Source organism: Algirhabdus cladophorae, from assembly GCF_044772865.1.
Lineage (GTDB): Bacteria > Pseudomonadota > Alphaproteobacteria > Rhodobacterales > Rhodobacteraceae > Algirhabdus > Algirhabdus cladophorae.
The window spans coordinates 2479763-2501477 of sequence record NZ_CP173029.1 but is presented as its reverse complement, the minus strand read 5'-3'; the positions used below and the strand labels follow the sequence as shown (position 1 = coordinate 2501477).

General features: G+C 54.7%; 21 protein-coding genes. 5 read left to right on the top strand and 16 right to left on the bottom strand.

The window, feature by feature from the left end:
- Positions 1–10: 10 nt before the first annotated feature.
- From ACIRQ6_RS11950 to secG, 12 genes are all read right to left on the bottom strand, one after another.
- Positions 11–1309 (bottom strand): NAD(P)/FAD-dependent oxidoreductase, encoded by a 1299-nt coding sequence (locus ACIRQ6_RS11950; RefSeq protein ID WP_420860818.1) that lies wholly within the window; start codon positions 1307–1309, stop codon positions 11–13.
- Positions 1276–2634: a glutamine synthetase family protein gene (locus tag ACIRQ6_RS11945; RefSeq protein ID WP_420860817.1), complete on the bottom strand. Its 1359-nt coding sequence runs from the start codon at positions 2632–2634 to the stop codon at positions 1276–1278. The genes ACIRQ6_RS11950 and ACIRQ6_RS11945 overlap by 34 nt, the downstream gene beginning before the upstream one ends.
- Complete coding sequence (locus tag ACIRQ6_RS11940; protein ID WP_420860816.1) at positions 2631–3329, bottom strand: type 1 glutamine amidotransferase; 699 nt, start codon at positions 3327–3329, stop codon at positions 2631–2633. Before ACIRQ6_RS11940 ends, ACIRQ6_RS11945 begins: the two co-directional genes overlap by 4 nt.
- Positions 3330–3345: 16 nt before the next feature.
- Complete coding sequence (locus tag ACIRQ6_RS11935) at positions 3346–4656, bottom strand: glutamine synthetase family protein (RefSeq protein ID WP_420860815.1); 1311 nt, start codon at positions 4654–4656, stop codon at positions 3346–3348.
- Between the two features lie 4 nt (positions 4657–4660).
- Positions 4661–5467 carry an ABC transporter permease subunit gene (locus tag ACIRQ6_RS11930; protein ID WP_420860814.1) on the bottom strand — a complete coding sequence of 269 codons (807 nt, stop codon included), beginning with the start codon at positions 5465–5467 and terminating at the stop codon, positions 4661–4663.
- Complete coding sequence (locus ACIRQ6_RS11925; RefSeq protein WP_420863904.1) at positions 5464–6348, bottom strand: ABC transporter permease; 885 nt, start codon at positions 6346–6348, stop codon at positions 5464–5466. Before ACIRQ6_RS11925 ends, ACIRQ6_RS11930 begins: the two co-directional genes overlap by 4 nt.
- 59 nt (positions 6349–6407) lie before the next feature.
- Complete coding sequence (locus ACIRQ6_RS11920) at positions 6408–7124, bottom strand: transporter substrate-binding domain-containing protein (RefSeq protein ID WP_420860813.1); 717 nt, start codon at positions 7122–7124, stop codon at positions 6408–6410.
- 87 nt (positions 7125–7211) lie between these two features.
- Positions 7212–7979, bottom strand: a complete 768-nt coding sequence (locus ACIRQ6_RS11915; RefSeq protein ID WP_420860812.1) for an ABC transporter ATP-binding protein — start codon at positions 7977–7979, stop codon at positions 7212–7214.
- A gap of 318 nt (positions 7980–8297) precedes the next feature.
- Positions 8298–8744, bottom strand: coding sequence for a TerB family tellurite resistance protein (locus tag ACIRQ6_RS11910; protein WP_420860811.1), 447 nt, complete (start codon positions 8742–8744; stop codon positions 8298–8300).
- Entirely contained in the window at positions 8737–9039 is a 303-nt protein-coding gene (locus ACIRQ6_RS11905; protein WP_420860809.1) for a DUF1330 domain-containing protein, read from the bottom strand. The genes ACIRQ6_RS11910 and ACIRQ6_RS11905 overlap by 8 nt, the downstream gene beginning before the upstream one ends.
- A 16-nt stretch (positions 9040–9055) precedes the next feature.
- A complete protein-coding gene (locus tag ACIRQ6_RS11900; protein ID WP_420860808.1) occupies positions 9056–10702 on the bottom strand; it encodes a CTP synthase in 1647 nt (548 codons plus the stop codon).
- 157 nt (positions 10703–10859) lie between these two features.
- Positions 10860–11222, bottom strand: a complete 363-nt coding sequence (secG, locus tag ACIRQ6_RS11895) for a preprotein translocase subunit SecG (RefSeq protein ID WP_420860807.1) — start codon at positions 11220–11222, stop codon at positions 10860–10862.
- A gap of 148 nt (positions 11223–11370) precedes the next feature.
- On the opposite strand from secG, the gene ACIRQ6_RS11890 reads away from it, so the two are divergent.
- On the top strand, positions 11371–12663 hold the full coding sequence (locus ACIRQ6_RS11890) for an adenylosuccinate synthase (protein ID WP_420860806.1): 1293 nt from the start codon (positions 11371–11373) through the stop codon (positions 12661–12663).
- On the top strand, positions 12663–12893 hold the full coding sequence (locus tag ACIRQ6_RS11885) for a DUF2842 domain-containing protein (protein WP_420860805.1): 231 nt from the start codon (positions 12663–12665) through the stop codon (positions 12891–12893). The genes ACIRQ6_RS11890 and ACIRQ6_RS11885 overlap by 1 nt, the downstream gene beginning before the upstream one ends.
- 66 nt (positions 12894–12959) lie before the next feature.
- On the opposite strand, the gene ACIRQ6_RS11880 is transcribed toward ACIRQ6_RS11885, so the two are convergent.
- On the bottom strand, positions 12960–15335 hold the full coding sequence (locus tag ACIRQ6_RS11880) for a hypothetical protein (protein WP_420860804.1): 2376 nt from the start codon (positions 15333–15335) through the stop codon (positions 12960–12962).
- Between the two features lie 96 nt (positions 15336–15431).
- Between ACIRQ6_RS11880 and ACIRQ6_RS11875 the strand changes: the two genes are divergently transcribed.
- Positions 15432–16166, top strand: a complete 735-nt coding sequence (locus ACIRQ6_RS11875) for a thiamine diphosphokinase (RefSeq protein WP_420860803.1) — start codon at positions 15432–15434, stop codon at positions 16164–16166.
- Here ACIRQ6_RS11875 and ACIRQ6_RS11870 read toward each other — a convergent pair.
- From ACIRQ6_RS11870 to ACIRQ6_RS11860, 3 genes are all read right to left on the bottom strand, one after another.
- Positions 16126–17028 carry a DMT family transporter gene (locus ACIRQ6_RS11870; protein ID WP_420860802.1) on the bottom strand — a complete coding sequence of 301 codons (903 nt, stop codon included), beginning with the start codon at positions 17026–17028 and terminating at the stop codon, positions 16126–16128. The genes ACIRQ6_RS11875 and ACIRQ6_RS11870 overlap by 41 nt on opposite strands.
- A 69-nt stretch (positions 17029–17097) precedes the next feature.
- Entirely contained in the window at positions 17098–17994 is an 897-nt protein-coding gene (locus ACIRQ6_RS11865) for a DMT family transporter (RefSeq protein WP_420860801.1), read from the bottom strand.
- Positions 17994–19367, bottom strand: coding sequence for an L-serine ammonia-lyase (locus ACIRQ6_RS11860; protein ID WP_420860800.1), 1374 nt, complete (start codon positions 19365–19367; stop codon positions 17994–17996). Before ACIRQ6_RS11860 ends, ACIRQ6_RS11865 begins: the two co-directional genes overlap by 1 nt.
- Positions 19368–19550: 183 nt before the next feature.
- Here ACIRQ6_RS11860 and rpiA point away from each other — a divergent pair, with 183 nt between their 5' ends.
- Positions 19551–20339 (top strand): ribose-5-phosphate isomerase RpiA, encoded by a 789-nt coding sequence (rpiA, locus tag ACIRQ6_RS11855; RefSeq protein ID WP_420860799.1) that lies wholly within the window; start codon positions 19551–19553, stop codon positions 20337–20339.
- A gap of 11 nt (positions 20340–20350) precedes the next feature.
- Positions 20351–21709 (top strand): glutathione-disulfide reductase, encoded by a 1359-nt coding sequence (gene gor / locus ACIRQ6_RS11850; protein WP_420860798.1) that lies wholly within the window; start codon positions 20351–20353, stop codon positions 21707–21709.
- Positions 21710–21715: the final 6 nt, after the last annotated feature.

Genomic DNA, 21715 nt, shown 5'->3' with positions numbered 1-21715 from the left:
GAAACTTGCCTTACAGACCCAATCGATCTCTGAGGGCGAACCAACGCATCCCTACATTCGAAACTATACCGCCCAAGCGTACCCCACCGGGCAAGGCAGGTGTGGGCAATTGTGCCACCAGATCAAAGTCTTGGGTGATACCGCGCATTGCATCGACGACCAAAGTGCCACAATGACTGGCCAGAACCACACCGTGGCCTGAATATCCGCCTGCTGTGAAAATCCCATCGCCAAGGTTTGCTATATAGGGCAGGCGGGTTGGGGTAACGGCCAATGTGCCGCCCCAAGCATGGGTGAATGCCACATCCGCAAGCTGCGGATAGATTTGGCGCAAATTGTTGCGCACCCGTGCCGCAATGTCGTTTGGAAAGCGCTTGCCGTAGCTTTCGCCACCCCCATAAATCAAACGTCCGTCAGGGCTCTGCCAGAAGTAATTCAACACAAACTTGTCGTCATATACCGCAACAGGCCGAGACATCGGGGCCCTGTCCCCCAAGGGTTCTGTAGCGGCCATATAGTTATTGATTGGCAAAACCCGCGCAGCTGTTTTGCGGTGCAAATGGGTGCTGTACCCGTTTGTGGCGTGTAGCAAAAACTGAGAGGTGACGCGGCCCTTGTCGGTTTGAGCAAGGCCTTGGCCAATCCGGTGTGCAGGCGACATCTCAAATATCCGCACACCCGCAGCTAGGGCTGCCTTGGCCAAACCCTGCGCATAGGCAAATGGATTGCAAAACCCGGCGTCTTGGCTGAGGTAGCCGCCGCAATATGCAGCAGATCCTGTGTGCTGGAGCATTGCGGCGCGGTCCAAGCGTTGCCTGTGCCCTTGCGGTTCCTTTGCATCCAAGGCCTTGAGTGCGCGTTCGTCGAACACAGCTTCGATCAGGCCTTCGGTCAGGTTAGCGTCCGGGGCGACATTGCGGATTTTTGCTTTGGTCTGGATCAACGCCTCATCTGCGATGCGCGATAATGCAGTGGCCGTCGCCGCACCCAATTTTGCAGCCAATGCGTCATGGGACCAGTTCCACCCCAAGCCCACTTGACCGCCATTGCGGCCCGATGCGCCCCACCCAACCCGGTGGGCCTCAAGGACGACGACATCCATTCCGGCCTGTGCTGCATGCAACGCCGCAGACAATCCGGTAAAGCCAGCGCCAATGATGCACAGATCTGCTGTTTCATGGCCCTTTAAGACAGGGCATGAAGGCACTTCGGCAATGCCGACCCGGTACCAGCTGTCGGGATAGACGCCCTGAGCCTCGTTTGCTGTGAGCCAGCTCATACGTTCAGCAGCAGGTGTTCGCGTTCCCACGGGCTGATAACCTGCAGAAATTCGCTGTATTCCATGCGTTTGACAATGGAATAGACGCGGGCAAATTCAGGACCCAGAACGTCATGCATTTTATGGGCCTCATCGAACAGATCCAGAGCGACGCGAAACTCGCCCGGTATATCCTCGTCCCCATCGTATGCATCGCCGCGATACTGCTTGTCGGGGCGTTCTTCTTCGATCAGACCAAGATAGCCACAGGCCAGTGACGCTGCGATCCCAAGGTAAGGGTTACAATCCATACCCGCCAATCGGTTTTCCACCCGCCGCGCGGCAGGGTCTGAGATTGGAATGCGAATACCCGTGGTGCGATTGTCCCGTGCCCAGCTCAGATTTATAGGCGCTGCATGATCTTTGACATAGCGCCGGTAGCTGTTCACATAAGGGGCCAGCAAGGCAATAACGCTGGGCAAATGGCTTTGCAGCCCTGCAATAAAATGAAAAAACGCATCGGTTTCGCCACCCTGTGGACCCGTAAAGATGTTGTTGCCTTCACTGTCCAAAATTGAGTGATGAATATGCATCGCACTGCCCGGTTCATCCTGAATAGGCTTCGCCATAAAGGTGGCAAAGCAGTCGTGTTTCAGTGCTGCTTCTCGGATCAGGCGTTTGAAATAAAACACTTCATCCGCCAGCTTGATCGGGTCGCCATGTTGCAGGTTGATCTCGACCTGACCGGCACCGCCTTCTTGTGTAATCCCGTCGATCTCAAAACCCTGCGCCTCGGCGAAATCGTAGATGTCGTCGATCACCGGTCCGTATTCGTCCACTGCTGACATCGAATAGGCCTGACGCGCGGCTGCAGGCCTTCCCGAGCGCCCCATCATAGGAGTGATCGCCTGCGCGGGATCAAGATTGCGCGCCACAAGGAAGAATTCCATTTCAGGGGCGACCACTGGGGTCCAGCCCTTTTGATGATAAAGGTCGACCACGCGTTTTAGAACGTTTCGTGGCGCCATAGGTATGGGCGTTACACCATCGCGTCCAAAGGCATCGTGGATGACTTGCAAGGTCCAATCACCGGTCCAGGGGGCAGCAGTGGCTGTGCTCATGTCGGGTTTCAAAACCATATCCGGTTCGATCCAACCCTCTGGCCCTGCGGCCTCACCCCAGCTGCCCGTTAGGGTCTGGAAAAAGATAGAATTGGGTAGGAAAAACTCGGATTGCTTTTCAAATTTCGCGGCTGGAACCGCCTTGCCACGCGCCACGCCGGGAAGGTCTGCAATGATGCACTCGACCTCATCCAGTTTGCGACCCTTTATGTAGTCAAAGGCCGCAGAAGGCAGGGCATCTTTCCAATTACTCATAACGGGGTATCCGTAACAGTCTGAGCATCTCTAAAAAACTGAGTGATCTTTTGCGCCATGAATGGGTTGTCCACAGGTTTTGGCAGGCCATCACGGGCCTCTTGCAGCTGGTTTTCGGGAATGATGCCCAAACCGCGATAATCAATCAGACATTCAATTACATCAGCGTTGAACTCGGGGTGGGGTTGGATCGTAAAGGCGCGCTGCCCGTAAGACAGGGCCGCGTTGGCACAAAAATCATTGCCTGCATAAACCTCTGCATCCAAGGGTTTTTCCACCACTTGATCCTGATGCCACGCATTCAACGTCAGCGGCCCATCAGGCGTTGTATAGTCATGCCGCCCGATGCCCCAGCCGCCCTGAAATTTCTCGACCTTGCCGCCCAAAGCCTGCGCAACAATCTGATGGCCAAAGCACACGCCAACCATCGGGCGACCTGTCGCATAGATCTGACGGATAAAATCCTCAAGCGGGGGAATAAACGGCAGATCCTCATAAGCGCCGTGTTTCGAGCCGGTGATAAGCCAACCATCCGCCTGTTCCACAGCCTCCGGAAAGATCATGTCGACCACATCAAACGTCTGGAATGAAAAGCCGCTCTTTGCCAAGAAGACTTCGAACATATCGGAATAGTCACCCTGTTCAGACATGATCTGAGAGGGCGCGTGACCGCATTGTAGGATACCAATTTTCATGAAGCACACGCTAGACTTAGACCGTTTCGAGGTAAAGCTTTGCCTGTTCTATTGGGGTCATTTGCGACACGATTGCCATATCTTGGCGCTTGGTGCGCACCATATTGTCGATCATCATGGGATCAAAAATGCGCGCGATATGGGGGCTGGATGCAAATCGGTCAATGGCGTTCGACCAACTCGGCGCCAGCTGTGGAAGGCTCTGATCATAGGCGCTGCCGATGATTGGGGCAGGGGGCAGTCGAGCGTCGTCGACCCCGTTCATCGCAGCCCCAAGGATCGCGGCCAACATCAGATAAGGATTGATATCGCCGCCTGCCACGCGGTGCTCGATGCGTCGGGCCACAGGCGGTCCGCCCGGCACACGCAGGGCTACCGTTCGGTTTTCATATCCCCAGCACACGGCTGTTGGGGCATGGGCGTTCGGGACGAGTCGATGGTAGCTGCCAGCATGGGGGGCAAACAACAAGGTGCAGTCCTGCATCGCGTCCAAACAACCTGCCAGCGCATAGCGCAGCACATCAGTGCCTGCATCCGTGCCGTCATCAAAGACGTTTTGACCGGCTTTATCCAAAACCGAAAAATGCACGTGCAGCCCGTTACCTGCATCCGTTTCATAAGGTTTTGCCATGAACGTGGCACACAGCCCGTGCTTCCGCGCCAAGCCTTTGACAAGGGTCTTGAACAACATCGCATCGTCTGCGGCTTTCATCGCGTCTTGGTGGTTGAGATTGACCTCAAACTGCCCAAGCCCGCTTTCGGCCAGTGCGGTTTGCGCGGGGATCTCCATAGCTTCGCAAGCATCATAGAGATCATCAAAGAAGGCTTCAAACCCGTCCAAAATCGACAGGCCATAGACATTGGCACGGCTGAGAACTTCGCCGGTTTTCGGCTGAATAGGGGGCCTCAGACCATTGCGGTCAACCAGATAAAATTCCAACTCGGTCGCGGCCACAACTTGCCAGTCGCGGGCGTCAAACCGATCCAGCACCCGTGCCAAAGCGTGACGCGGATCGCCGGCAAAGGGCTGGCCTGCCTCATCAAACATCCACATCGGGACCAAAGCACTGGGCCGTTCCAGCCACGGCATGGGCACGGGCCCACGTGAGGTGGGCAAAAGGATCCCGTCTGCATCGCCGGTCTCATAAACCAAAGGGCTGCCTTCGATATCGGCGCCACTGATGTCCATGTTTAGGGTCGAGACGGGCAAGCGAACAGCCCCTTTTTCCAGCTTGCCTGCGTAACTGGATGGCACGCGTTTACCGCGCAATTGACCGTTCAGATCAACAGCGGCCACGCGGAAGGTTTGGAGCTGGGTCAGGTCCATGGTGTCAGCGGATCAATTGCGGGCGCAGGCGCAATTTGCGGCGTGCCTCTTGCGGTAGATGGCGGTTTAGCCTGCGGTTGATCGCCCCAAATACGCCGATCACCACCAAGGTCAGTAGTATGAAATAACCTGCCAAAATCGGATATGGGATGAATGGGTTGAACGTCTTGTCGGCAAAATAGTTCGCATAATAGAGCGCATCGCCGCGCTGCTGCCACGCGGGAAAGCCCGTGAAAAACACCAAAGTCGTCGCATGAAATAAAAAGATCGCTTCATTCGTGTAGGCAGGCCAAGCGAGGCGCATCATGGTGGGCCAGATGATCCGTTTGAATCGCGGCCAGCCGGTCAACCCGTAGGCGTCGGCGGCTTCACTGTCGCCACGGGGGACCGATTGCAACGCGCCGTAGAAAATCTCACCCGCATAGGCTGATGTATTGCAAAACAAGACAATCAACGCGCCAAGCCAAGCGGCGGTAAAGGGGGCAAAAAAATCAAATTGCGACTTCAGGCTGAGGAACAAGAAATACGCAAAAAAGAACTGAATAAAGAGGGGCGAGCCTCGAAACAAAAAGATAAACGCCCGGCTGGGCAGTCGGAAGGCTGGGTTTGAACTGGCTTTGCCCAAGGCCAGCGCGGTGGCAAAGAAAAAGCCCAGCAGCAGCGCAAAAAGGCCAAAATAGACGTTCCAAATCATGCCGGAGCCTATGAGAACAAATTGTTCGCACAAGGTAAAATCGGACCGTGGCAACAGTCGCTCACCAAATCCGAGCGCCCGAAGCCCATAGTCTTGGATGGTTTGCAGGCAGCTCATGCTGCTGCCTTTCGCAACGCGTCACCGACTGCTGTGGCTTGGCCTTTATTCAAGCGGCGCGTCAAGCGGCCCAATACCCGTTCACTGAGGTAGGTAAAGCCAAGGTAGAACACCAACAGTGCCAAGAAGTACCAAACGCGCCAGTCGCCGTGGGGGTAGTCTGTAAAGCGTGGGGTTTTCGTGCCGCCCAATTCGCGCGCCCAATAAACGATATCCTCAATCCCCAGTAGGAACAAAAGCGGCGTGGCTTTGATCAAGACCATCCATAGGTTTGACAGGCCGGGCAGGGCATAGACCCACATTTGCGGCACCAAGACCCGCCAAAAGCTTTGGCGTGTGGTCATCCCGTAGGCAGCGGCGGTTTCCATCTGGGCTTTGGGCACTGCACGCATGGCGCCGAACAACACATTTGCGGCGAAGGCCCCAAAAACGATAGCAAAGGTCAGAACAGCCAGCATGAATCCATAGGTCTCGTGGACCCAACTGGCAGCGGAAGACAGGGGCATTTTGGCCGCATCGCAGACAACAAAGTCGCTGCCTTGGCGAATGGGATCCGTCCAATCAGGGCAATTAACCTTGTGACGCAGCCACTCGAACCCTTGATCCAAGGCGATCACAAAGAACAAAAAGAATGCAATATCAGGCACGCCGCGCACGACAGCGATGTAGCCTTTGCCGATCCAACGCAATGGGGCCAAGGCACTGCGCGCCGCAGACGCGCCAGCAAACCCAAACAAAAGGGCAGTCGGCGCAGTGATCGCAAGCAAGCAGATGACGGTGAGAAAGGACGTGTAAAACGCTATATGCTTACCTGTTGTCAGGTAGCAACTGAACCATGCAGCGGTTTGCAGGCCTTCAGGATCGGCGCAATACGAAAAAATGTCATGGCCTTTCGGCAGGGCCGTGGCGGCAGGAGACTACCCACCGCCACGTGCGTTGTTTAGAATTGACCGCTGTCTGGCAGCCATTTGGCAAGCAAGGCGTTCAGGGATCCATCGTCTTTCATTGACTGGATCGCTGCGTCAAACTTGCCGCGCAATTCGCCATCGGACTCGCGCAGGCCCATGCCAACACCACCGCCCAGATAGACGTCGTCACCTACGATGGACAAGTCAGCTTCTGCTTCGGCAATCGGCATAAGAAATGCTTTGTCTGCCAGAACCGCATCAGCTTCGCCATTTTTGACGGCTGCGATGGTTTCTTCTGGTGTTGCAAACTCAACCACTGTGGCACCCATAGATGCAATGTGGCTGGCTTGGATGGTGCCGGTTTGGGCAGCAACGACGCCGCCTTTGAGGTCAACATCGCTGGACATGGCCAGAAATACAGACGGATCGGGCTGCGTGTAGCCTTGTGTGAAATCGATGACTTCGTCGCGCTCGGCTGTGATCGACATGCCTGCGATGATTGTGTCGTAGTTACCAGATACCAGATTGGGAATAATGCTGTCCCATTCATTTGTGACCCACTCACAGGTCAATTCGGCCCGCTTGCACAGTTCGTCGCCCAGTTCGCGCTCAAAGCCGTCAACTTCGCCAGCATCGTTCAAAAAGTTGTAGGGAGGATAAGCCCCCTCGGTTCCCATACGAACCGTTTGTGCCATTGCGATACCGGCGCTGAGTGTTAGCGCAAGCGTGGCAAAAGTAAGCTTCATCATATTGTGTCTCCCAGAGTTGAAGAGTTTATTTTTCTTGTTTCCCAAGAAAAGTCTATTCGTTTTTGCGGATTCTGCCAAGTTGGTGGTCTAAATCGTCTTGCCAGCGGACAGAAATTGTTGAAGTCGAGCGGATTTGGGTCGGTCAAATACCTCTGCGGGAGGCCCTTCCTCTTCGATCAACCCTTGGTGTAAGAAAACCACGTGGTCGGACACATCGCGCGCTAAAGCCATGTCATGGGTCACAATTAGCATCGTGCGCCCCTCTGTTGCCAAATCTTTGATGACTTTGATCACTTCCTGTTCAAGTTCAGGATCCAGAGCAGATGTTGGTTCATCAAATAACAACGCTTTGGGTTCCATGCACAAGGCACGGGCAATTGCGGCCCGCTGCTGTTGTCCACCAGACAGTTGGGCAGGGTAGACATCGCATTTGTCGCCGATGCCAACCTTGGTCAAATAGGCCCGTGCGGCAGGTTCCACATCCGCTGCAGACCGCCCCAAAACAGTGATCGGCGCCTCCATGACATTCTGTAAAATAGTCATGTGCGACCACAGGTTGAACTGTTGAAAGACCATCGACAGATTGGTGCGAATACGTGTGACTTGGTCCTTTTTTGCAGGCCTGCGATGCAAACCTTCACCGGTCCATGCCACAGGCTCGCCTTCAAACAACACGTCGCCTGACTGGCTGTCTTCAAGCAGGTTCGTGCAGCGCAACAGCGTCGACTTCCCGGATCCGGAGGACCCAATAAGCGAGATCACTTCGCCGCGGTTTGCGCGGATACTGACGCCCTTGATCACGTCAAGTTGATCATAACTCTTGCAGATATTTTTGAGTTCAATGACGGAGGTCATGCGTTTCCCAGACAAAGCAGCGTGTTAACCAAAAATCAAATTTCCACAGGATGCAAGACGTGACCTGACTTCCTTGGAGATTTCTATTGTTGGATACGGGGGCGCACCTCTGTCTAAGCAGCAGGATTGGGGGCGACACCATTTGGTGGCACGATTGAAAAACTCTGGGATTCCAAGCGGTCAGACCACATGACACCGCAACAGGGCTTTGATTGCTTGATCAAAGGCTGGAAAATCATTTCTGTTCACAAAAAAGTGTAGAGCCCTGCGGAACTGTCAAAGCCGCGATGCACAATGGCAATCCAGGCACCGCAGTCCTTAGGTTTTTTGTGCAGCTTCCACTCTCTGACGGGCCAAATGGCTGTCACGATCGTTGACACCAAGGAACTTTGACGCGGTGCGCAAAATGGCATCTTCTTCGATGCTGCGGGTGCCGTCAGCCAGCACAATATCCCACAAAGCCTCTACCACGCCTTCTCGATCCTCATAAGGCACAGCCTGCTTAATCGTTGAGGTGAAACGAACCGTATCGGGGGCTTGCGCCTCAAAATCTTCACCAACAACCCGTAACTTGGCGGCCTCCACGGGATTTAGATTATAGCGTTTTGCCAAAACACGGTCGATATGCGCCAATTCTTCGGCATCATATTGCCCGTCAGATTTCGCAATGCGCACCAACAGTCCTGCCATGGCGACGCGCGCATCCTCAGGGTCAAATGCCTCGGGCGTTTCCGAAGCAAAGATTGCAAGAATTTTGTCAAACATTGTCGTCTCCATAGCCTTCCACAATTACCAGGCGCCCTTCGGCCACGGCTTGGCGGATTTTGATGTTATCTTGGTAGGCTGCACTGTTGTAAGCCTCCAGTGCGACATCGTAGCTGGGGAATTCAATTACAACTGTTCGAGGGTAACTTTCGCCTTCGGGTGTTTGTTGTTGGCCGCCGCGCACAAGAAATTTAGCCTGATATTTGGGCAGGATATTCATGTTGTTGGACTTGTAGACCTCATAGGTCTCGGCGTCGGTGATGATGTTATTTGCGATCCAATAGCCTTTGGGCATCGTCGTATCCTTTGAGTTACACCAGTCGGCTGGTTTCTTTTGCCGCGCGGACAAAGTCAGCAAAAAGCGGATGTGGTTCAAACGGTTTTGATTTCAGTTCCGGATGGAATTGCACCCCTATAAACCAAGGGTGATCCTTGATCTCGACAATTTCCGGCAAACGTCCATCTGGTGACATGCCCGAGAAGGTCAAACCACATTTCTCCAGCTTTTCGCGGTATTTGATATCAACCTCATAGCGGTGACGGTGACGTTCTTCGATGGCGGATGTGCCATACACTTGGGCCACTTTGGATCCTTCGGCAAGCGTGGCGTTATACGCCCCAAGTCGCATTGTGCCGCCCTTGTCGTCGGTTTCCTTGCGCCGCACTTTGTGATTGCCCTGCACCCATTCCTTGAGGTGGTAGACCACGGGCGTAAAGCGCTTGCCGCCGGCCTCATGGTCGAACTCTTCGGATCCGGCATCATCAAAGCCGGCCAGATTGCGCGCAGCCTCGATCACCGCCATCTGCATCCCTAGGCAAATCCCGAGATAGGGAATTTTGCGCTCGCGCGCGAATTGAGCCGCTTTGATTTTGCCTTCGGTTCCGCGTTCGCCAAATCCACCAGGCACCAAAATCGCATGAAAGCCTTCCAAATGTGGACTAACGTCATCGGCGCTGTCAAAAACTTCGGCATCCACCCATTCGACGTCCACTTTGACGCGGTTGGCCATACCGCCATGGGTCAACGCCTCTTTGATCGACTTATAGGCGTCTTCCAATTGCGTGTACTTGCCCACAATGGCCACGCGCACAGTGCCTTCCGGGTTTATGATGCGGTCCTTTACATCATTCCAGATCGCCAAGTTAGGGGCAGGTGCAGGCGAGATATCAAAAGCGTCCAACACCGCCTGATCCAAACCTTGTTCATGATAGGCCAGCGGTGCCTCATAGATCGATTTCAGATCATAGGCTGCGACCACCGCATCTTTGCGCACATTACAAAACAGCGCTATTTTCTCGCGCTCTTTTTCCGGGATCGGATGTTCTGAACGGCAGACCAAAATGTCGGGTGCGATGCCAATTGACTGTAATTCTTTGACCGAGTGTTGGGTCGGTTTGGTCTTGAGTTCCCCCGACGCGGACAGATAGGGCAACAGTGTCAAATGCATGAAAATGCACTGGCCGCGCGGCTTGTCATGGGCAAATTGACGGATCGCTTCAAAGAACGGCAGGCCCTCAATGTCGCCAACGGTGCCGCCGATTTCACACAGCATGAAATCAACTTCATCATCGCCAACATTGATGAAATCTTTGATTTCGTTGGTCACATGGGGGACAACCTGAATGGTTTTGCCCAAGTAATCGCCGCGGCGTTCTTTTTCCAACACTGTAGAATAGACCCGCCCGGAACTGACGGAATCAGTGTTTCGTGCAGCCACGCCAGTGAAACGCTCATAATGGCCAAGGTCCAGATCCGTCTCAGCCCCGTCATCTGTGACGAAAACCTCACCATGTTCAAAGGGTGACATGGTGCCGGGATCGACGTTCAAATAAGGGTCAAGTTTGCGCAGGCGAACGGAAAAGCCACGGGCCTGCAAAAGCGCCCCCAAAGCAGCAGAGGCCAGCCCTTTGCCCAACGAGGAAACCACACCACCCGTGATGAAAATATATCGTGCCATGCTGTCGTTAATCCCCCGCGAGCGCATTTTGTGTCGACGAATTTGGCCGCCAAAACCGCATCATCACGGGATTTGACTACTACAGGATTCGCAACGATTTGGCAACCACCCCACAACATAATGGGGTGGGTTACTATTGGTAAACTAGCCTTGGTGGTTAGTCTGCTGTCGGCAGCAATGGACCTGCGTCGCCTGTTGGCGGCAACAACCCATCTGTTGCGCTGGGCAAGATCGGTGTCGTGGCCGGTGGCAGAAGGCCATCGCCCCCATCCAAAACTGAGCTGGAGGAAGATTGCTGTGCCGAAATCACCGTCAATGTGATCGAAGTCACAATAAATGCAGTGGCCAAGAACCATGTGATTTTGCCCAAAGCCGTGGCAGCTGCACGTGACGACATCACGCCGCCACCGCCGCCGCCGCCGCCCATACCCAAGCCGCCACCTTCAGAACGCTGCAGCAAAACAACGCCAATAAGGCCTGCGGCCAAAAGCAAATGAACGATCAGAATGACATTTTCCATAGGGGCGTTGGCCTTTTGCAAAACACTTTGAAGCTATGTAGGGGCTAGGTCCAAGGCTCGCAAGCGCGATTTAGCATGATTTAGTGGTTTCGCCTTGGGCCACGTGTCGATATACGGACGCGGGTTTGATCAGGCAGGGGACTGAGACATGGCGAATGTAGTTGTTGTAGGCGCACAGTGGGGCGATGAGGGCAAAGGCAAGATTGTAGACTGGCTGTCCGAGCGCGCAGATGTGATCGCGCGGTTCCAAGGTGGACACAACGCGGGCCACACTTTGGTTATCGACGGGGCCGTCTACAAACTGTCGCTGCTGCCGTCTGGCATATTGCGCGATGGCAAATTGGGCGTCATCGGCAACGGTGTTGTGTTGGATCCCTGGGCTTTGGTCAGTGAGATCGAAAAGATCGAAACACAAGGTGTGCCTGTCTCGCCCGAAAACCTGATGATCGCAGAAAACACACCTTTGATCCTACCAGTTCACGGTGAATTAGACCGGGCGCGTGAAAATCAGGTCTCCATCGCCAAGATTGGCACGACTGGGCGCGGCATCGGCCCGGCCTACGAGGACAAAGTTGGACGACGTGCTGTGCGCGTGGCCGATCTTGCCGATCCAGCCACACTCGAAGCCCGGGTGGACCGTTTGCTGCTGCACCACAACGCGCTGCGCCGTGGTCTTGGTCTGGACGAGGTTGATCGTGGCGATCTGATGGAGAAACTGTCTGAAATTGCTCCGAAAATTCTCAAATTTGCCGCTCCGGTTTGGAAGGTTCTGAACGAAAAGCGCAAGGCTGGGAAGCGCATCTTGTTTGAAGGGGCGCAAGGCTCACTTCTGGATGTGGATTTTGGCACATACCCATTTGTGACGTCTTCCACCACGCTATCGGGAATGGCGGCCACAGGCACAGGCGTGGGGCCGGGGGCCATCGACTTTGTTCTGGGGATTGTCAAAGCCTACACAACTCGGGTCGGCGAAGGCCCCTTTGCCTGCGAATTGTTTGATGACGTGGGTGAACATTTGGCCACGGTTGGCCGCGAAAAAGGCACGGTTACGGGACGCAGCCGTCGATGCGGTTGGTTTGATGCGGTTTTGGTGCGTCAGACCTGTGCGCTTTCAGGCGTCAATGGAATCGCTTTGACTAAAATGGATGTGTTGGACGGTTTGCCCGAGCTTAAGATCTGTGTCGCTTATGAATTGGATGGGGAACGGTTAGACTATTTGCCAACTGCCGCAGATCAACAGGCCCGTGTCACCCCGGTCTATGAAACCATCGAAGGCTGGGAAGGCTCTACAGCGGGCGCGCGCAGCTGGGCCGACTTGCCAGCAGCCGCGATCAAATATGTGCGCCGGATCGAAGAGTTGATCCAGTGTCCAGTTGCCCTAGTTTCTACGTCACCCGAACGGGATGACACAATTTTGGTAACGGATCCTTTTGCAGACTGATGGCACTGACATATAAATCCCGCCGCCGCTGGGCGCTTTTACTTCTTTTGATCGGCTTGCCGCTTTATATCGTGGCCTCGGTCACGATTATGAATTGGCTGGGCCGCCCACCGATTTGGGTAGAGTTTGCTGTCTACGTGGCCTTGGGGATTTTGTGGGCTTTGCCGTTCAAAGCGATTTTTAAAGGTGTGGGGCAGGCAGATCCTGACGCACCGCAAGATCCACAGTAAATGAGACCGCCCAAGTATGGGGCGGCCTCAATCAGTTTAAAATTCATTTGGTCTTAATGTGCCGGTTTATTCTCCGGCAAAACGGGCTTCGTTGGGGCGAAACCGCGTATCTTCGGCAACGGTAAATGTGCCTTTTTTGATTTTGACGATCTTGCCTTCGCGCAACAGTTGCCCGAACGACCGCAGGCTATCCTCGCGAGAATGGCTGGAGGTATCAGACATGTCGCTGACTTTGCGCATCAATTCAGGACGCGTAAAGTTAGGCTCGCCTTTGATATAGGCCGCATAGGCTGCGGCGGCTTCCAGCAAATCAGGCAGTTCGCGTGCGCCTTTTGCTTCGGCAAATTCCTGAAAGCTGTTGATTTCTTCGGAATTGACCTTTGGGGCGCTTTTAGCGACACGGCGCGGACGTACGTTGGTAGGGCGCGGCGCAGGTTTTGCGGCCTCGGCTTTACCTTCTGGAATGTCTACGCGTTGCGCGGCGACCAAAGTCAGTGGTGGTACCTTGGCGACAGGGCGTTCCGAACGTTTTGTTGGCTTTTCTGCACGTCGTGGGCGCACAACTTGGGCCAAATCATCGCGGTAGCTGTCAGTTTGATCGCCCACTTCTACCAATTCGCCTTGGGAATCACGCTCCGCACGGGTCGCTGCGACCGCTGCCTTGAGATGTGCGATCGCATTGCGCCGGCGGCCAGTCTCTGGCGCGTCAAATTCGCTTTGCGTCTTGGACATCAACCGGTCAACGGTATCGTCTTCGTCGTTCACGGCGGTATCCAGCAATGGCTGTGGTTCTGCGTCAATCTCTGGCGACATGGTAATGTCGTCTGAGCCAGCCTCAGTCTCGATTTGCTCGTCAAGCAAGGCAGCAACGCCGGCCAGTGCCATATCGTTGTCATCAAGGATCTGCGGTGTTTCGGTCTCTTCAGCTGTGTTGGCATCCTCGTCCAATACCGGAGCGTCTGATAATTTTGCAGAAACCGCGTCCTCTTGAACTTCTTGTTGCACGGCGGCCAGTTCAGCCATCAGTTCGGCTTCGTCTTCGTCGGAGAGGGATGTCTCGCCCAAAGCCGAGGCCACTTGATCCGCGATCTCATCCTCATTGACCACATCTTCGATCAATTCCTCAGGCGGAAATTCGAACTCTTCTGAGGTGTCCACTTCTTCCAGATCACCAGCTGCCAGAGCCGCTTCGAAGTCCTTGCGTTTGACCTTGATCACCCGCGCGATTGGCGAAGTGGCATCAGCCGACAGAGGTTCTGCATCGGCAGGGTCCGCATCATCGAGAGCTGCGATATTGCCCAAGATGTCGTCATCTTCGAGAGGTTGCTCGATCTCTGCAACCTCTGTCTTGGTCAGCGCATCGTCGCCCTCAAAGGCTGCTGCAAAGTCAGGATCGATTGCGCCGTCTTCATCCAGAATTTCAGCCGCTGCCACGTCAACTGGCAGATCGATTTCTGCAGTATTTTCGTCGTCCGCAATGGCTGCTAGGACCGAAGACATATCGTCTTCAACAGGCGCGGTAAAATTGATTGCTTCCGCGATGGCGTCTTCGTCTTCCGAAGAAGGGTCCTGATCTTGCAGGCTTTCGGCGAATAGGCTCGCATCTGCCTCATCGATCAAAAGTGAGTCGACCGAGACATCATCATTTGCGTGCTGATCTTCGGTGTAACTGGCCTCTTCGCTGCCTTGGGAAATTGGGGCTACAACGGCGCGAATGCGCTGCAGTTTTGCGCTGACCGAGCCAGACTCTGGTGACGCTTCTTCTGGAGTGTCAGCTTGCTCGTCCAAGTGTTGAATGTTGTCAGTGTCGATGCCATCGATGGAACTGTCGTCATCTTGGTGGTCTGACGTTTCGTCATAAGCCTGTGATTGAGGCTCATTAGAAAGTGCGGCGGGTGGGAACGCCAGGCCGGCTGCAATTGCAGCACTTGATGCTGCCGTGGTGGCATTCAATCGCATTTGCATGGCAGCGGCGGTTGCCGCGTCTTCCAATTCGGCGTCGTCAGCAGTGGTGGCCGTAGCTGTTTGTGCCAATGGCAAAACCTGCGCAGGGATTTCCGGTGCTTCTTGATCCGCGGATGCCGCAGCAAGATCGGCGGTCTCTGGCGCGGGTTCCACGACAGGTGCAGGCTGGTCAGCCGCCACTGATGCGTCGTCCTTAGATTGGAGATCAGCAACAATTGCCGGGGCTTGGGTGCGCAACATAACATCGTTGCCGTCAACGGTTGCTTCTACACGGCGCGCAACCTCGCGTTCCGCAATGCGCGCCAACATAGCGGCATCAGGGGTCGGTGGTTCTGCACCGAAATACCTGTCATCGGACGCCAGATCGCGAAAATACTCTGCGATGGCCTTCATCGTGGTGAATGAATCCTCAAACCCTTCGAGGGTACATGAAAATGTCCCATACGATACGGTGAGGATTTTGTTACCTTCTACCATTGCTCTGCTCGCTTTCTCCCGTTTCCAGCAACACTTAATTTACCAACTATTGCGTCCATATTAGGCACAAAAGGCGGTTTATTCCGGTATTATTTCATGGCCCAATTGTGGACTGTTTCTATTTCCGGCAATAGTGCGGCTATGCAGACAGAGATTGTTCATAAATTGGATCCTATCGCCTTAGTTGGCGCAGGCCAGCTTACGCAATCAACCTTTAAGGTTGCCCTAACGCTCACAAATGGAACTATTGCAGCAGATGGAGGGGCGGCCAGCGCCTTGGGGTTTGGCATTACTCCTGATCTAACTATAGGCGATATGGATAGTTTGGATCAAGCCGAGCGGTCGAAACTGGATCCAGATGCCGTCATCCACCTGACCGAACAAAACAGCACAGATTTTGAGAAGGTGCTGCAACGGGTCACGGCCCCTTTGTTCGTGGCCGTCGGTTTTTTGGGAAACCGCATCGATCATTCCTTAGCCTGCTTTAATGCTTTGGTTCGCTATGCCCATCGTCCAGTGATCCTGCTGGGTGAGACCGATCTGGCCTTTGTGGTGCCGCCGGTCATAACTTTTGAACCGCCCGTGCATTCACGGTTGTCGTTGTTTCCAATGGACAGTGTGTCGGGGCGGTCCAAGGGATTGGAATGGCCTATAGACGGGCTTGAGTTCGCACCGGGTGCCATGATCGGCACGTCGAACAGGAGTGTCGGGCCTGTTCAATTGCAGATGGATGCCCCGGCCATGCTGGCGATTATGCCAGCCTGCCAGATCAGATCAGTGATTACGCCCTTTACGGCTGCACCGCGTTGGTCTGACGCTCGCGCAGGATAACGTAAAGACCAGCGGCCATTGTGATCGCAATACCAACGGCGGCAAGGCCATTTGGCAAGTCTTGAAACACAAGCCAGCCAATAATCGTGGCAAAAGGGATCTCAAGATATTGCATAGGGGCCAAGGTTGTGGATGGCGCAAACCGCAAAGACCAAGTCATGAACAAATGGGCAATTGTTCCCAGAACGCCAACAGCAATCAGCAATGTCCAACTGGCCATATCAGGCGCGCGCCAAGACGCCCCTGCGATCCCGCTACTGTGCCCCCACAAGAGCAAAGGCACCAATATGGCCAAAGCCATGAACCCGTTGAGCCCCTGCAACGCTATTGGGTCGACCTCCTTGGCGATGCTGCGGGTTACTACCATGAACAGGGCAAAGACCACGGCGACCACCAAAGGCAACATCGCAAAAGCACCGACTTCAGCAAAGCTAGGTTGGATGACAAAAAGCGTGCCGATAAATCCGACCCCACAGGCAGCGAGACGTCTGATGCCGACGTCTTCGTTCAGGAACACTTTGCCCATCAGCAGCAGGATAAATGGCATGACAAAGGCAATTGCGATGGCTTCGGCCAGTGGCAAGTAGATGAGGGCAGTGAACATTGCACCAATTCCAACCACATGCAGCACGACGCGCACCCAAGCCAGTCGGTGCACCCTAGGGGCCAAGCGCAGGCTGCGGCCTGTGATCCAGCAGATGGGCACCAACACGATTCCCTGAACCGCAAACCGAACCAGCAAGATCTGCGCCACAGATATACTTGTGCCAAGGATTTTAGCCATCGCATCACCCAAAGGGGCCATCAAGCAAAAGCCCAACATCAAAGCGATACCAAGCAACGGGCGGTCAGTTTGTGACATGGTATTGGCTACCGCGCTGCTCGCAGATTTAAAAGCCTATAGTCGGCAAGTGTGCTTTGCCTTGGCGGTTCAGGTTGCGGATTGTGCGAGACGTTCGCGATGAAACACGTAAATGCCTGACCCTACTATGATCGCAATACCAATCCAGGTCAGCCCGTCAGGGAAATCGCCAAAGATCCACATGCCTAACAAGGTGGCGGAAATAATCTCGATATATTGCAGCGGGGCAATGGTTGAGGCGGGCGCAAAGGCCAGCGCGAAGGACAGCATGATATGGGTGAATGTGGCCATAACCCCGACGCCCACGAGCCAGATCAATTGGTTTGATGTGGGCAGGACAGGGTCCAAAAGAGCCGAGCCGGTGCCATCCATCAGGGCCAAGCTGGGAAAAACGATGATCATAGCGGCCACGGCGGTATAGCCTTGCAGGGCGATTGGGTTCATCTTTTGGGCCATGCTTCTGGTCAGCAACATATAAAATGCAAACAATAGGGCCGTGACCAAGGGCAAAGCCGCGACCAATCCAAGTTCGGCAAAGCTGGGTTTGATGACCAGCAAAGCGCCGCCAAAGCCCACGAGACAGGCAATAATACGGCGCAGGCCGACAGCCTCCTTCAGAATCAATCCACCGAGCAGGGTCAGGATGAAAGGCTCGACAAAGAAGATCGAAATGGCATCGGCAATCGGCATAGAGCGCAACGCGTAAAAAAAGCAGCTGGTGGCGACCACGATCAAAACGGCACGCAGCAGGTGCAAGCCAGCTTCGTGAAACGTGGGCCAGTGTGCGTGGCCTAAAACTATGGCCACTGGGATCAAAAGGGCGGCTTGGATTGAAAACCGGAAGGCGGCGATCTGGCCTACGGGGATATCACTGGCCACCAGTTTGGCCATAGCATCCATGCCTGGCGCAAACACCGCAAAGCCGATCATCAGAAAAATACCAAGAAGGGGACGATCAGCGCGCATCAGCAGTTGGGCACGTTCACAGCCAGCCCGCCCAGAGATGTTTCCTTGTATTTTGCCGACATGTCCTCACCGGTTTGGCGCATTGTCTCGATACAGGCATCTAGCGGCACCAGATGCGTGCCATCACCGCGCAGCGCCAAAGACGCCGCAGAGACCGCTTTGATACAGCCCAAGCCATTGCGTTCGATACAAGGGACCTGCACCAACCCTTTGACCGGGTCGCAGGTCATGCCCAGATGATGTTCCAACGCGATTTCGGCGGCATTTTCAATTTGCTCAGGCGTGCCACCCATTACGGCCGCAAGTCCTGAGGCGGCCATTGCACTAGCGCTGCCGACTTCTGCCTGACACCCGCATTCGGCACCGCTGATCGAGGCGTTGTGTTTGACCAGTCCACCGATAGCGGCGGCAGTCAGCAAAAATTCAGGCACGCGCGAGGCCGCGGCGCCGGGCACGTGGTCCAGCCAATAGCGGATGGTGGCTGGCACAACCCCAGCGGCCCCGTTGGTGGGCGCTGTGACGACTTGGCCTCCGGCTGCGTTTTCCTCGTTCACGGCCATAGCATAAAGCGACATCCAGTCGTTAATTGTATGGGGGGCGGTCAGGTTCATGCCGCGTTCGGCCATCAGCGCCTCGTGAATGCCCTTGGCGCGCCGTTTCACCCCCAAACCACCAGGAAGGATACCGTCACGGGCCATGCCACGGTCAATGCAGGCGTTCATCACGTCCCAGATCCGCATCAGACCTTTGTCCAAAGCATCAGGACCAATGCGCGACAACTCGTTCTTGCGTTTGAGGGCTGCGATACTGAGGCCGGTGGTGCGACACATCTCCAACATTTCTGCGGCGGATTTGAACGGGTGTGGCACTGCTGGACCATCGTCACTGTCTTTGCCTGCAGCCAACTCTGCCTCGGTCAAGACAAAGCCACCGCCTACCGAATAATAGGTCTCTGACAGGATAATATCGCCTTGGGCATCTGTCGCATGCAGTTTCAGCCCATTGGCATGGCCGGGCAGGTTGGGGCCGTAGTCAAAAGTTAGATCGGCCTTAGGATCAAACGCCAACACTGGCAGATCCTGAGGGGCGACGACTTTGTTGGCTTGAATGTCTTGGTAAGCGGCTTCGGCGCGCTGGGCGTCGTAGGTGTCGGGCAAGAATCCGGCAAGGCCCAGCACAACCGCACGATCGCTGGCATGACCTACACCAGTGAAGGCCAATGACCCGTGCAGCGACGCCTTGAGCCCATGCACAGCAAAAGGTGCCGCGCGCAATGTCTCTAGGAACTGGCCGGCGGCAACCATAGGCCCCATAGTGTGAGAGGACGACGGTCCGATCCCAACCTTGAACATCTCAAAAACCGATAAAAACATGCTCATGCGCCTCTAGTGATTGCTTTGCTTTATGGCACGGACGCTCTGGGCGTACCGCTAAAAACGACATGTGGCGTGTGTTGACGGCCTGTTGAAGGGATTTTTAACAAAGAAGAAGCTGGGTGGGTCGCATCGCCAGCGGCCTTGGCCTATAAGGCGGCATTCGTTTGAGGAGTCGCTGCTATGCCATCTGATCTGTCGCCCATCGACAAAGCCAAATTCGTCGCGGCAAAACGTGCAACGGATTATGTCGAAAACGGCATGAAAGTTGGGCTTGGTACCGGATCGACAGCGGCGTGGTTGGTCAAATGCCTTGGCGAGATGGTGCGCGAAGAGGGCCTCAAAATTACTGGCGTGCCCACATCATCGCGCACAGCGGCTTTGGCCCGCGAGGTCGGGATCGAGATTACGTCGCTGGATGAGGCCCGTTGGTTGGATCTGACCATTGACGGGGCGGATGAATATGATGCCAATTTGAACCTGATCAAAGGCGGCGGTGGTGCGTTGTTGCAAGAAAAGATCGTGGCCACGTCAAGTGATCGCATGGTGGTGATCGCAGACATTGGCAAGCAGGTCGAAACCCTCGGTGCCTTTCCGTTGCCTGTGGAAGTGATCCCCTTTGGCTGGCAAACCACCAAAGCCCTGATCGAAGAGACATTGGTCGGAATGGATGTCATGGGCCGTACGACCACTTTGCGCCTGAATGGTGACACGCCCTTTATGACCGATGAAGGCAATTACATCCTTGATATGCACCTTAACCGCATCGCCAATTCGCGCCAACTCAGTCTTGTGATCAACCAAATTCCAGGCATCGTTGAAAATGGACTATTCATTGATATCTGTGACGCAGTGGTGATCGGCTACGGCGATGGCCGCGTAGAAGTGCGCGACATCAACGAAGGCACGGTTGAAACAGATAAAATTGACTTTCTGGACAACGACAATTTGTTCAGCGACCTAAGCGACTAAGGAAGACTGCTATGGCCTATGATTTTGACCTCTTTGTCATCGGGGGTGGCTCGGGCGGTGTTCGTGCCGCGCGGGTTGCGGCTGCCGAAGGTGTGACAGTTGGCCTTGCCGAGGAATACCGGATGGGCGGGACCTGCGTCATTCGTGGATGTGTTCCAAAAAAGCTGATGGTGTTTGCCTCGGAATACTCTGAAATGTTCGAAGATGCCCGCGCTTACGGTTGGGAGCTGGAAAACGGCAGCTTTAACTGGAAAACGTTTAGCGGCCACATGAACTCGGAACTGGATCGCCTCGAAGGGATCTACCAAAACCTGCTGAAAAATTCTGGCGTGACCACCTATGATGCCCGCGCCGTTCTAAAAGACGCCCACACGATTGAATTGTCCTCGGGCGAGACTGTCACAGCAAAAACCATTTTGCTGGCCATGGGCGGGCGTCCCGTTGTGCCTGATATGGCCGGTGCCGAGCACGGTTTGACGTCGAACGATATTTTCAACCTGACAGAACTGCCTAAGACGATGCTGATTGTCGGCGGTGGTTATATCGCTTCTGAATTTGCCTGTATTTTAAACGGTTTGGGCGTTGATGTGACGCAATACTACCGCGGTGCTCAAATCTTGCGCGGCTTTGATGACGAGGCACGTGGTATGGTCGCAGACCAGATGTGTGAGCGTGGCGTGAAACTGCATACTGGCTGTAACATCATCGAGATGGAAAAGCGTGACGCAGGCATCTGGGTCAAAGCCACCAATGGTGATGAACAGGTCTTTGATCACGTGATGTTCGCCACGGGTCGCTCACCCAATACTGACAATATGGGTTTGGCCGAGGTTGGTGTTGAATTGGGACGTCGCGGAGAGGTTGTTGTAGATGACTACTCGCATACCAATGTAAAAAACATCTATGCCGTGGGTGATGTGACGAACCGCGTGCAACTGACCCCTGTTGCCATCCGCGAAGGTATGGCGTTTGTAGAGACCGCGATCAAAGACAATCCAACAAAGGTTGACCACGAATTGATCCCTTCAGCGATCTTCACTCAACCCGAAATGGGGACAGTCGGCCTGTCGGAAGAAGAGGCCCGCGACCAAGAACCGGTCGAGATCTACGCCACATCCTTCAAACCCATGCAGCAGGCCTTTGCGGGCCGCACAGATCGGGTGTTGATGAAGTTGGTTGTTTCACAGGCAACGCGGGTTGTTTTGGGCTGTCATATTGTCGCCCCCCACGCGGGTGAAATGATCCAACTGGCAGGGATCGCTGTCAAAATGGGGGCAACAAAAGAACAGTTTGACCAGACTTGCGCAGTGCACCCAACTATGTCCGAAGAACTGGTGACGATGAAATCACCGGTTCGTGTGACCGACTAGAGCATG